Below are 11,462 nucleotides of genomic sequence, written 5' to 3'. Positions count from 1 at the left end.
CGCTCCTTTCGCCGGCTCACAGCCACACAGGGGTGTCCGCGCCCAGCCGGCCCGGTCGCCGGCACCAGTCACAGGGACTGCCGTCGAAGGCCACCGCGGGCCGCGCGTGCCGCATCCGGCCGAGCGGCCCCTTGCCCTCGGTGAGGTGGGCGCGGGCGTCGTGGTCGCCCTCCGGCTCGCCCTCGTCGGCGACGACGCCGTGGCACAGCCAGGCCGCCGTCTGCGCCAGGGCGAGCCGGGCCAGGCGGGTGCCGCCGGTGGCGTGCTGCTCGGTGACGGCCCGCAGCACGGCCGCCGCAAGCAGGTACCCGGTGCCGTGGTCGAGCGCCTGCGCGGGCAGCGCGCCGGGCGGCGCGTCCGCGTCCGCTCCCGGCGCCGACTCGGTGACCGCGATGCCGCAGGCCGCCTGGACGAGGCTGTCGAAGCCGCGCCGGGCGCCCCAGGGCCCGTACGCGCCCCAGGCGCTGAGCTGCCCCACGACCAGGCCGGGCCGCCGCTCGGCCAGGGCCTCGGGGGACAGCCCGTGGCGGTCCAGGGCGCCCGGCCGGTAGCCGGTGACCACGACGTCGGCCGTGGCGAGGAGGTCCTCGAAGGCGGCCCGGTCGGCGGGCCGCGCCAGGTCCAGGCAGACCGAGCGCTTGCCCAGCCCGGTGTCGTCGTGCAGCTCCTGGCTCTCCGGCAGCCACGGCGCGTCGATGCGCAGCACGTCCGCGCCCAGCAGGGCGAGGGTGCGGGTGGCGACGGGGCCGGCCAGGACGCGGGTCAGGTCCAGCACGCGCAGCCCCGCGGCGGGCAGGCCGTCCGGCGCCGCGAGCGGCCGGCGCAGCGGCCCGTCGGCGAACCGCTCCACGGCGAGCAGCGGCCGGCGGGCCACCTCGGCACCCTGCGGGTGCGCGGCCCACTGCGCGGGGGTGCGCACGGCCACGGCCAGCCCGCCCGCGGCGTCGATCAGCTCCTCCGCGTCCTGCGCCGTGCGGCCGGCCAGTTCGGCGGCGACGCGCTCGGCCGCGGCGGCATCGCCCGCGGGCCCCGGGTCGGGCACGCCGAGCGCGGCCAGGAGGCGCTCGCGGTGGTGGGCGTAGTTGCCGTGGGTGCGCAGCCAGCCGTCGGCGGTGCGCCAGAACCGCGACAGCGGGGCGAAGTTCGTGGGGGCCCGGCCCTCGACGCGGACCAGGCGCTCGCTGGTGAAGGCGGCCGCCACGGCGCCGTCGTCCACGCGCACCGCGGGCAGGGCGCCCCCGCCGCGCCGCGCGGCCTGCAGCTCGGCCGCGGCCAGTGCGGCGCAGGTCACGGTCGCCCGGGCCAGCTCGCGCGCGGGCAGCCGGGCCGGGAGGACCCCCTCGGCGCCCCCGTACTCGACGGCGGCCATCAGCGCGGGATCACCCCCGAGCAACTGCCAGGCGTGGGCGGCGGTTTCGGACGACCTCTTGATCATCCCCCGAGTGTGGCACTGAGTGCCACCTGCTGGGAAGAGGGCGTCAGGGACAGCATGGGGCCGGCGACCACGGCCCGCAAGACGCCCGGCGGCGCCGTGGCCAGCCCGTCGGCCAGCCGTTCCTCGTGCAGGAGTACGGCGGTGATCTGGTCGCTGTAGCGCTCCACCGACTCCCGCTTGAAGCCCAGCAGCGGCCAGCCCCAGACCGCCGCCAGGAACACGCCCTCGCGCACCACGTACGGATCGCCCGGGTGCGTGCACTCCACCAGCGGCTCGACCACCGAGCGGTTGGTGGCGCAGCCCCCGACGAGGTCGACGACGACGGTGCCGGGCCGCAGCACGCCGCCCAGGTCGGCCTCGGTGATCACATAGCCGGTCCGCCCCCGGTCGGCGGGCTCGGCCCCGTTGATCACCAGGTCGCTGGCGTGCAGGTGGTGGCAGACGTCCGGTCTCGTGGTGGTCCGCTTGGTGAGGATCTCGACATGGGCCACGCCGTGCCGGGCGCACTCGTCCAGGGCGCCGAAGGCGACGTTGCCGTAGCCGAGGACGGCGGTGTGGATGCGGGCCGGGGTGCCGAGGGCCGGGTTCTGCCGCAGCGCGAGGGCGATCCCGAAGCGGGCGCCCGCCCGCCCCGTCTCGTGCAGGCACTCGATCCTGCGCCTGCCGTACGCCTGCAGCCGGTGGCGCGCACGCTCGCGGTCGACCTCCTCCGCCGGCAACTGCGCGGCCATGTCGTCGAGTTCGGCGAATCCCACGGTGGCCGTGTCCGGTCCGGGCGGCGGGGGAGCCTGCAGGATCCGCAGGGACCGCGGCCGCGTCCGGGCGGCGTACTGCAGGGCGCCGAAGGCGCGCAGGGAGTGCCCGGTGAAGGCGACCGAGAGCCGGGAGGGGTCGGCGACGGGCAGCCGCGCGAACCACCGGCGCGCGGCCAGGCGGCTGCGCAGGAATTCGTCGGAGACGAACTCCGGGCACTCCCGCACGAGTTCCATCGCGATGAGGTTCACGCCGCGTTCCCCGGCGATCGCCGCGCGCTGCGGAAGGGAGCGCACGTGGGCCATGCACAACAGGCTCGAACCGGGGTCCATGCGCGCGAGGTCGTGGTGCGCGGGCCCCTTGAGTTTGACGACGAGGTCCTTTCCCGGATACAGCGCGTCCCGGGATTCGATGCGCGCGCCCACCGCGGCGTAGGCGGCGTCCGGATATCCGGTGCCGGCGCCCGCGCCGCGCTCCACGCTCACCCGGCACCCGTGCGCGACCAGCGCCGCGACGCCGCCGGGGGTGAGCGCGACCCTGTCCTCCGAACCGTCGGGGTTCTCCGGCGATTCGTGTTCCGCCGCGATTCCTATGGACCGGAACGGCCGGCGCATCCGCGCCGGGTCGAAGCCTGCTCTCATCTCCGGGAACCTTCCGTGCGGCAGGCGCGCGACCTGCGATCAGCGGACGACCGGAGGCGGCCGATAATTCATCATGGCAGCATTGGTGACATTGCGCTTATCGGTGCGGAATTGCCGGGAAATACCCCGTCGCGGGGCTTTGTCGGCGAGCAGGAGGAAGCCGTGGACGTTGACGCCGTGGACTTTCCCGTCCGGGCGCTGCTGATCGACATCAACGGCACGGTCTTCGACCACGGGATCGCCGTGGAGGGTGCCCCCGAGGCCGTCGACCGATTGCGCGACGAGGGATATACGCTGCGTTTCCTGACCAATACGGAATCCAAAACGGTCGAGGACACCCTGGAGAGCCTTTCCCGCTGCGGCCTGCACGTCGAGCCCGCGGAGCTCTTCACACCCGTGGTGGCCGCCCGTACGCTCCTGGCCGACCACCCCGGCCCCCGGGTGCTCGCCTTGATGTCGGCGGAGCTGAGCGCCACCTTCGCCCCGCTCGACACCGGCACCGGCGGGCACACGCACGTCGTCGTCGGCGACTGCCAGCACGTGCTCGACTACCCGCTGCTGAACCGCGCCTTCCGGGCGGTCAGGGCCGGGGCGCAGCTCATCGCGCTCCAGCGCGGAGCGCTCTACCGGACCCCCGACGGCCAGGAGTTCCTCGACACCGGGGCGATCGTGGCCGCCCTGGAGTACGGCACCGGCCGCACCGCCCGGCTGCTGGGCAAGCCGTCGGGCGAGTACTTCGGGCTGGCCGCCGCCTCCACGGGCTTCGACCCCCGGCACACGGCCGTGATCGGCGACGACGCCACGACCGACGCCGCCGGCGGCCGGGCCATCGGGGCCACCACGATCCAGGTCCGCACCGGGAAGTACGCCGGACAGGCCGCCGAGGGGACGGCCGGGCGGGCGGCGCACACCGTCGACTCCATCGCCGACGTCCCGGCGCTGCTGCACGCCCTGCACCGGGACGGTTTCACCCGTTCGGGTGCTCTCCGGCAGGCGCCGGGCGGCGTGCCGCCGGAGGTCTAGGCTGAGGGGTGCAGGCAGCGATCATGTGGCGCGAGGCTGGTCGGTCCCGTTGAGCGAATGCGAAGACCTTCCCGAGGAGGAGTCCGAGGGCAGGACGTGCCAGTGGTGTCACGGCGCCGGCTACGTGAGCCGGGCCCTGGCGCGCACCCCGGGCCCCGACCCCTTCGCCGGCCCCGCCGAGACCGTGCACCGCGCGGGGCAGTGCCGGCACTGCCGGGGGTCCGGCACGTACGACTCCGCCCTCGACCCGACCCTCGACCGGGAAAGCGGCCGGGACGATTCCGCTTGATCGTCGCGAGGTGGACGAATCACGGTCCCGGGGCCTTCTTTCCGCACCTTTTCCGGCCACGTGGCGCTAATCACGGGACAAAAATCATTGATTTTGCGCCGCCCCCTGTGCCATTCACTATGTGGACTCGCACCCACATGTGCGACGCACGAGACCGGCGACCTGCCCGCAGGACGAGAGGCGCACCACCCCATGCACGACACCGACGGCCGTTCCGGCCGCCGTTTCGGACTTCCCACGGCCACCGCGCTGGTCATGGGCAACATCATCGGCGGCGGCATCTTCCTGCTGCCCGCCTCCGTCGCGCCCTTCGGCACGGTGAGCCTGCTGGCCTTCGGCGTGCTCACCATCGGCGCGATCGCCCTCGCCCTCGTCTTCGGGCGCCTGGCCGAGCGCCATCCGCACACCGGCGGCCCGTACGTCTACGCCCGCGAGGCGTTCGGCGACTTCGCCGGCTTCCTGTCGGCGTGGTCGTACTGGACGATGACGTGGGTGTCCAACGCCGCCCTCGCCGTCGCCGGCGTCGGCTACTTCCACGTGCTCACCGGCAGCAACCCGTCCAAGGGCACCGACCTCGTCGTGGCCCTGCTCATGCTGTGGCTGCCGGCGCTGGCGAACCTGGCCGGCACGCGCTGGGTGGGTGCGGTGCAGATGATCTCCACGGTGCTGAAGTTCGTGCCCCTGCTGTTCGTCGCCGTCATCGGCATCTTCTTCTTCGACCCGTCCAACCTGGGCTCCTTCACCGAGGGCGGCCACAGCTGGACCGGCGGCCTGTCGGCCTCCGCGGCCATCCTGCTCTACAGCTACGTGGGCGTGGAGTCGGCGGCCATGAGCGCCGGCGAGGTCCGCGACCCGGAGCGCAACGTCGGCCGGGCCAGCGTGCTCGGCACCATCGGCGCCGCCCTGGTCTACCTGCTGGGCACGCTGGCCGTCTTCGGCACGGTCGCCCACGACAAGCTGGTGAAGTCCACGGCGCCCTTCTCCGACGCCGTCGACGCGATGTTCGGCGGCCACTGGGGCGGCACCCTGATCGCCTTCGCGGCCGTGATCTCGATCGTGGGCGCCCTCAACGGCTGGACCCTCATGAGTGCCCAGTCGCCCTACGCGGCGGCCAAGGACGGGTTGTTCCCGGCGTCCTTCGCCAAGAAGAAGCGCGGCGTGCCCACGGTGGGCGTGCTCGCCGCGGCGGTGCTGGCCACGCTGCTGACCCTGATCAACTACACCACCGGGGTGGGTGGCGTCTTCGAGATCCTCGTGCTCGTCACGACCTTCTCGGCCACCGTCCCCTACCTGCTGTCCACCGCCGCGCAGGTGTACTTCCTGCTCACCGGCGCCCGCGACAAGGTCCAGGCGGGCCGGATGGCCCGCGACATGGTCCTCGCGCTCGGCGGCTTCGGCTTCTCCTTCTGGCTGGTGGCCGGCGCCGGCTACGCGGCGGTCTACCAGGGCACGCTGTTCCTCTTCGCCGGCATCCTCGTCTACGTGTGGCTGGCGGCCCGCCGCAAGGCGGCCACGGCGGGGGAGCAGGCCGCGGCGCAGCCCGCCGCCGGGCCCGCCGAGGTGCCCGCCGCTGAGCGTATGGCCGCGGCCGCGGAGCCCGTCAGGCCGTGACGCCGCCGTCCAGGACGAGGTCGGTGCCGACCGTGTAGCCGGCCTCGTCCGAGGCAAGGTGGAGCACCGCGGCGGCGACCTCCTCCGGTGTGCCGGCGCGGCCGGCCGGCACCGCGTCGCGCATGCGCTCGGCCTTCTCCCCGGCCGATTCACCGGGCCGGGTGGACATGGGGGTCTCGATCGGGCCCGGGCTGACGGCGTTGATCCGCACGCCGTCGCCGATGTGGTCGCGTGCGGCGCTGCGGGTGAGCGCGGAGACGGCGGCCTTGCTGGTGGCGTACGCCGCCAGGCCGGGCACGCGCAGGTGGGCGCCGAGGTTGGACGAGATGTTCACCACCGCCCCGCCGCCGTGCTCCCGCATGTATCCGATCTCGTGCTTCATCGACAGCCACAGGCCCGTGAGGTTGGTGGCCAGCGCGGCCCGCCAGTCCTCCTCGTCGATGTCGGCGGTCTTGGCGAGCGGGGGCAGCATGCCGACGTTGTTCACGGCGACGTCCAGGCTCCCGTACCGCTCGACCGTCCGCTCCACCAGGGCCCGGACGTCCTCGGAGCGGGTCACGTCGGCGGTCACGGCACTCGCCTCCCCGCCTTCGGCGCGGATGGCGGCGACCGTCTCGTGCAGGGGCTCGGCCCGGCGGCCCGCGACCACCACCCGGGCGCCCTCGCGGGCGAAGGCCACGGCGATCGCCCGGCCGATGCCGGTGCCGCCGCCGGTGACCAGGACGGTGCTGCCGGTGAAACGTGCGGTCATGTCGGTACTCCCAGATTTCTGGAACGATCGGTCTTGAAAAAGGGTGTGCGGCGGCCCGGCGTCGCGTCCGAGCGGTTTCGCGTCAGCGCAGCAGGGCGAGGATCTGCTCCGCCGCGTCGTGCAGCAGGCCGGGCCGGGAGCCGGTCTTGCCGGTCACCCGCAGGCCCTGGAGGAAGACCAGCAGCATCCGGGCGAGGGCTGCGGGATCGCTGTCCTGCGCGAGTTCGCCCTGCGTACGGGCCCGGGTCAGCGCGGAGGTCAGCAGGCCCTCCATGGCGTCCCAGCTCGCCTCGACCAGGCGGGCCGCCGCCGGGTCGTGCGGGCCGAGCTCGGCGGCCGTGTTCGTCACGAAGCAGCCCCGCCGCCCGCTGTCGCAGGCGGCCTCGGCGGTGAAACGGCGGACCAGGGCCCGTACGGCGGGCAGCGCGGGGCCGGGCTGCGAGAGCTCCTCGGTCAGCCTGGGGTTCTGCTGCTCGCCGTAGCGCTCGAGCGCCTTGAGGTAGAGCGCGTGCTTGCTGCCGAACGTCGCATACAGGCTCGCCCGCGCGATGCCCAGGTGCTGCACCAGGTCGGCCATCGACGTCGCCTCGTAGCCCCGCTGCCAGAACAGCTCCAGGGCCGACTGCAGGGCGGCGTCCGGGTCGAACTCCTTGGTCCTTGCCATACCGGGATGCTAGGCGTTTCGAGAACGATCGGTCAAGAATTAACGGCTGGTCAAGAAACGGCAACCCGCTGCGCAACGGGTTGTCAGTGAAATATCACATTACTATGTTACGCCGCACACCCAGCCGTACCTGACGCCACATCAACCCCACCGAGGAGTACAGGTGTCTGCGTTACGCACTGCGCGCAAGGGGCTGCTCGCCGCCGTCACGGCGGCCTGCCTCGCCCTGCCGGCGGCCCAGGCCGGCCACGCCGCCCCGGCGGCGCCCGCCGCCCGCACCGCACCGGCCCCGGCCGCCCCGTCCGTCCACGACCCCCGCGACGGCGTCGACCGGCTCGCCGCGCCGCCCAAGGAGGACTCCAGACCCCCCGTGCCCGGCGGCGGCAGAATCACCCCCGGCCACCTGCCCGGCGACACCGCCCCCGGCACCCCCGGCCGGCCGCACGGCACCGCCCTGGCCGGCAGCGTCCCCTGCACGCTCGACGGCCTCACCGGCCTGACCCCGAACCAGCTGGCGGACTTCCTCACCGACCCCGCCGTCACCGCCGACGGCTGCCTGCGCGGCCTGATCTGGACCTGGGACGCCCGGCTCGCACCGGTCATGTCCAGGCCCCACGTCCAGGCCGTCGCCGCCCGCATCACCGCGCTCGCCCCCCGCCACGACGGCACCGACAACGGCCACCTGGTGGAGCTGTTCACCTACCTCCACGCCGCCGTCTACCACGACTTCTCCCGCACCGAGATCGACCTGACCGATCCCGCGACGGTCGAGGCCATGCGCGCGGCCGTCGCCGCCCTCGCCGACGCGCCCCACGCCTTCGACCCCACCCGCCCCAACGCCGACGCCCTGCGCGAGGCCCTGTACACCGCCGGCTCCGGCGGACTGCGCCAGCACCAGCTCGCCCTGGTGCGCAAGGTGCTGGGCACGCTCGCACCCGGCGCCGCCACGGCCACCGACCCCGCCTGGGGCAACGCCGCCCTGGCCGCCCTCACCGTCAACTACCTCGGCATCTACCCCGGCAACGACGACACCGCCTTCCGGCAGGCCGTCGCCGCCGACGCCGGCTACCGGGCCGCCTTCCGCGCCTTCGCCGGCTACCGCCACCTGAAGGACACCCCCAACGCCTGGGCCGCGCGCGACGCCGTGGGCGAGTACGGGCGCTTCGGCCAGATCGACGCCCTGCACACCGCGATCGTCGCCGAGCTCGGCGGCAGCCTGCTCGGCACCACCGGCACCACCTTCGGCGAGCTCAGCGCCCCCTGGCTGAGCGTCGCCTCGTGGCTGAACTTCTACCAGGCCTGCGCCCCGTACAACGTCTGCAAGCCGCAGATCGAGACCCGGCTCTTCCCGCGCACCTACACCTACGACAAGGGAGGCATCGAGGTGCGCACCGCCCTCGACGCCGCCACCGTCGACCAGCTCTACTACGCGAGCAAGCAGGTCAAGACCCAGTTCTTCCGGGTCCTGGGCACCGACCGGCCGCTGGCCGGCGACCCCAACAGCACCCTGCACATCCACCTGTACGCCTCGCGCGCCGACTACGAGGTCTTCCACCCGTTCCTGACCGGCATGGGCACCAACAACGGCGGCGTCTACGTCGAACAGGGCGCCACCTTCTACACCTACCAGCGCCGCGTACCGCAGGACTCCCGGCTCACCCTCGAAGAGCTCTTCCGCCACGAGTACACCCACTACCTCAACGGCCGCTGGGCCGTGCCCGGCTTCTTCGGCCAGGGCCCCTGGTACACCGGTGACCTGACCACCGCCATGGACGAGGGCACCGCCGAGTTCTTCGACGGCTCCACCCGCGACGAGGGCATCAAGGTCCGCAAGTCCCTCGTCCAGGGCATCATCAACGACACCGCCGGCGGCAAGCCGCGCATGACCGTCGACAAGCTGCTGCACGCCACCTACGACGGCGACGGCTTCCGCTTCTACGACTACGCCGGCACCTTCTTCGAGTTCCTCTGGCGCGAACACCCCTCGCTGCTGCGCGAGATGTACGGCTACGAGCGCGCCGACGACCCCAAGGGCTTCGACGCCTGGCGCACCCGCACCGGCCGGGACGCCTCCCTGCAGAAGGGCTACGACGCCTTCCTCGACGAGCAGATCCGCCACGTCGCCGACCTGTACGTCCCCGTCACCACCCACGAGCCCGTCGGTCAGCTCACCTACGCCGACCCGGCAGGCGTGCGCTCGGCCTTCGCCGCCGCCACCTCCGTGACCCCCTCCGCCTGCACCTCCAACGGTGACACCGGCCACCCCCGCTTCACCTGCACCGGCCGCATCACCGCCAACCTCAGCGACGCCACCAGTCCCGACCACGTCTTCGAGGACATGTCCGACGCCGTCGACTACTTCATCCTCGACCGCACGGCGCCCGCCGCCGACAACTTCGCCGACATGAACTGCGCCTTCGGCGCCGTCGGCATCTGGTCCGACGGCAAGGCCGGCACCGCCGACTTCACCTGCGAAGGCCCGCTGCGCACCGCCCACTGACCCGCACCCGGGGCACACCGGCCCGCGGACGCGTCGCGCGTCCGCGGGCCGGTGGTGGTGCGCCCCTTACGGGGCGCCGCCGCCGGACAGGCCTTCTCAGCCCAGGTCGAAGACGTTGGCCAGCCCGAGCCGGTGGCGGAACTCGTCCTGCCGCTTGAGCCCTTCGAACTCCGGTGCCTGGTACGGCGGGATCACCTCGCACCGCGCCGCGCCCGACCCCTCCTCGTCCAGCAGTGCGTTGACCGCCGCCCGGGCCGCGGCGTTGGCGCCCTCCATGGTGGCCAGGTCGATGTCGACGGCGACGTAGTCGCCCGCCAGGAAGAGGTTGGGGATCGCGGTGCGGGCCGCGGGACGGTCGTACCAGGTGCCCGTCGGGTGGATCAGCAACTGCTCGTCATTGCTCGCGCGGGTGCCGTCGAGCTCGACCGCCGGGTCCAGGAACCAGGAGTGCAGCTTCGCGTCGCTGAGCACCGTACGGCCGGTGTCGTTCAGCCCCGCCTTCATCTGCGCCCACACCTCGCGGGCGACCTCCTCGCGGGTGCACTGCCTGGCCGTCCTGCCGTACAGGATGCCGGGCCGGTCCCATTCGGAGACGTCCACCGAGAGGCAGTCGGCCACGGTGCCGTCCCCGTAGTCGCGGCGGAAGTCGCGCCCGGACCAGTACTGGGCCTGGCTGACGGCCGTGATCGACCACGGCGAGTCGATGTGGTTGATGTGACCGTGGACGACCGGCGTCGGCTCGGTCAGGTAGAACTGGATCCCCGTCATCCAGTCCGTCTGCAGCCTGTCGCAGCGGGCCAGGGCCGGGTCGGCGGCCCGCACCTGCGCGTTCCAGGTCCTGCGGGCGTGTTCGACGGGCATGGCCGAGACGAAGTGGTCCGCCGTGACCACCTGGCGCGCCCCGGTCGCGTCCTCCAGCACGGCCTCGGTGATCCGGCCGCCGGCCGGGCGCAGCTCGCGTACGGCCCAGCCGGTGCGGAACTCCACGCCGAGCGCGCGCAGATGGGTCACCCACGGGTCGATCCACGCCTCGTTGGTCGGCGCGTTCAGCACCCGGTCCGGCTCGCCGTCCGCGCCGCGGCCCAGGGCGTTGTAGAGGAACGCCTCCACGCAGGTGGAGACGGTCTTCGTGCTGGCCACCTCGGCCTTGGTCGCGACGATGTTGCGCGTGATGCCGATGGCCAGCAGCTGCCGGTAGTTCGCCGACATCCGGCCGGCCCTGGTGAAGTCGAACCAGGGCACGCGCTCCCACTCCTGCGTCCGCCGGCGCTCGCTGCTGGTGAACCAGACGAGCAATCGCCCCGCGAAGTAGGCGATCTCATGAGGCGGCAGCCCCGCGAAGGTCTCCAGCAGCGCCGTCAGCATGCGCAGGAATGCGTCCGGCGTCAGGACGGGCGGCGGTTTGCCGATGCTGCGGAACGGCAGGCGGATGTCCTCGTGGCCGATGCGGGCGAGCATCACCTCGGTGGACGGGACGAGGTTGTCGTGGCAGCCGTTGTCGTTGCCCGGGAACGGGATGCGGCGCAGGGTGTCGGGCAGGTTGCGGTAGAAGCCCGGTATGAAGCGGAAGCCGTGCTCGCCGGGCAGCGGCTTGCGGCCGCCGCGGGCGCTGCCGGGCACGTCCATGCTGCGGGCCTTGCCGCCGAGCGCCGCCTTGCGCTCGTAGACCGTCACCGCGAAGCCGCGCTCGGCCAGTTCGTGGGCGGCCGTCAGGCCCGCCACCCCGCCGCCGAGCACGGCGACGCTGCGCCGGGCGGTCCGCCGCAGCCCGGCGGCCGCCGGGCGGGGCGCGGCC

General features: G+C 73.4%; 9 protein-coding genes. 4 read left to right on the top strand and 5 right to left on the bottom strand.

Translation table 11 applies throughout. The features are described 5' to 3' along the window. Positions 1–16 precede the first annotated feature (16 nt). Positions 17–1,435, bottom strand: coding sequence for a CoA transferase (locus tag ABD361_RS28815; RefSeq protein ID WP_344439662.1), 1,419 nt, complete (start codon positions 1,433–1,435; stop codon positions 17–19). Beyond that, positions 1,432–2,829, bottom strand: a complete 1,398-nt coding sequence (locus tag ABD361_RS28810; RefSeq protein WP_344439660.1) for a hypothetical protein — start codon at positions 2,827–2,829, stop codon at positions 1,432–1,434. The genes ABD361_RS28815 and ABD361_RS28810 overlap by 4 nt, the downstream gene beginning before the upstream one ends. Positions 2,830–2,991: 162 nt before the next feature. Between ABD361_RS28810 and ABD361_RS28805 the strand changes: the two genes are divergently transcribed. The 3 genes from ABD361_RS28805 (at position 2,992) to ABD361_RS28795 (ending at position 5,752) form a co-directional block, all read left to right on the top strand. Next, on the top strand, positions 2,992–3,852 hold the full coding sequence (locus ABD361_RS28805) for an HAD-IIA family hydrolase (protein ID WP_344439658.1): 861 nt from the start codon (positions 2,992–2,994) through the stop codon (positions 3,850–3,852). A 49-nt stretch (positions 3,853–3,901) separates the two neighbouring features. Next, a complete protein-coding gene (locus tag ABD361_RS28800) occupies positions 3,902–4,141 on the top strand; it encodes a hypothetical protein (protein ID WP_344439656.1) in 240 nt (79 codons plus the stop codon). A gap of 192 nt (positions 4,142–4,333) precedes the next feature. Beyond that, positions 4,334–5,752, top strand: coding sequence for an amino acid permease (locus ABD361_RS28795; protein WP_344439654.1), 1,419 nt, complete (start codon positions 4,334–4,336; stop codon positions 5,750–5,752). Here ABD361_RS28795 and ABD361_RS28790 read toward each other — a convergent pair. Together ABD361_RS28790 and ABD361_RS28785 are read right to left on the bottom strand one after the other, a co-directional pair. Continuing rightward, complete coding sequence (locus tag ABD361_RS28790) at positions 5,742–6,503, bottom strand: SDR family NAD(P)-dependent oxidoreductase (protein WP_344439652.1); 762 nt, start codon at positions 6,501–6,503, stop codon at positions 5,742–5,744. The genes ABD361_RS28795 and ABD361_RS28790 overlap by 11 nt on opposite strands. Positions 6,504–6,585: 82 nt before the next feature. Then, positions 6,586–7,167 (bottom strand): TetR/AcrR family transcriptional regulator, encoded by a 582-nt coding sequence (locus ABD361_RS28785; RefSeq protein ID WP_344439650.1) that lies wholly within the window; start codon positions 7,165–7,167, stop codon positions 6,586–6,588. 163 nt (positions 7,168–7,330) lie between these two features. Between ABD361_RS28785 and ABD361_RS28780 the strand changes: the two genes are divergently transcribed. Next, a complete protein-coding gene (locus ABD361_RS28780) occupies positions 7,331–9,667 on the top strand; it encodes a collagenase (protein ID WP_344439648.1) in 2,337 nt (778 codons plus the stop codon). A gap of 96 nt (positions 9,668–9,763) precedes the next feature. Here the strand turns inward: ABD361_RS28780 and ABD361_RS28775 are convergent. Next, positions 9,764–11,462 (bottom strand): hydroxysqualene dehydroxylase (locus ABD361_RS28775; protein WP_425583355.1); only part of this gene is annotated, 1,699 nt, incomplete at its 5' end.

Source organism: Streptomyces luteosporeus (genome assembly GCF_039532865.1).
Classification (GTDB): domain Bacteria; phylum Actinomycetota; class Actinomycetes; order Streptomycetales; family Streptomycetaceae; genus Streptomyces; species Streptomyces luteosporeus.
Note: the sequence above shows the minus strand (reverse complement) of the source record. Positions and strands in the feature narration are given on the sequence as shown.